Below are 359 nucleotides of genomic sequence, written 5' to 3'. Positions count from 1 at the left end.
CATTATTGAGACAATTGAAGAAACATTAATTATTCAACAACACGGTCGCGAAGAACGACAATTAGCTGAAAAAGAATTACAACAATTAGAACAAGATTTAAAGTCACATTTAGTGAACATCAAAGGAACGAATAAACAATCATAAATTACGAATTAGATATAACAAAAAAGAGCTTGGGACATTAAGTTCCTTAAAGTTCTTAGGCAATGTAAAAAAGCTGATTTCTATTATTTATTTGATAGAAATCAGCTTTTTTGATATGTATTTTATAATGTACAGCTCGTTGAGCTGCTATTTTCCTTATATTAAGTGCCATTAATACAAAACCTAGCTCTCGTTTAACTTTATTTATTCCTCG

General features: G+C 29.0%; 1 protein-coding gene. It reads left to right on the top strand.

What is annotated here, in order from left to right; all coding sequences use genetic code 11:
- Positions 1-145 (top strand): toxic anion resistance protein (locus IDG60_RS03085; RefSeq protein WP_206160485.1); only part of this gene is annotated, 145 nt, incomplete at its 5' end.
- Between the last annotated feature and the right edge of the window lie 214 nt (positions 146-359).

Source organism: Staphylococcus sp. EG-SA-2 (assembly GCF_017152085.1).
This window is presented reverse-complemented; position numbering and strand designations above follow the sequence as displayed.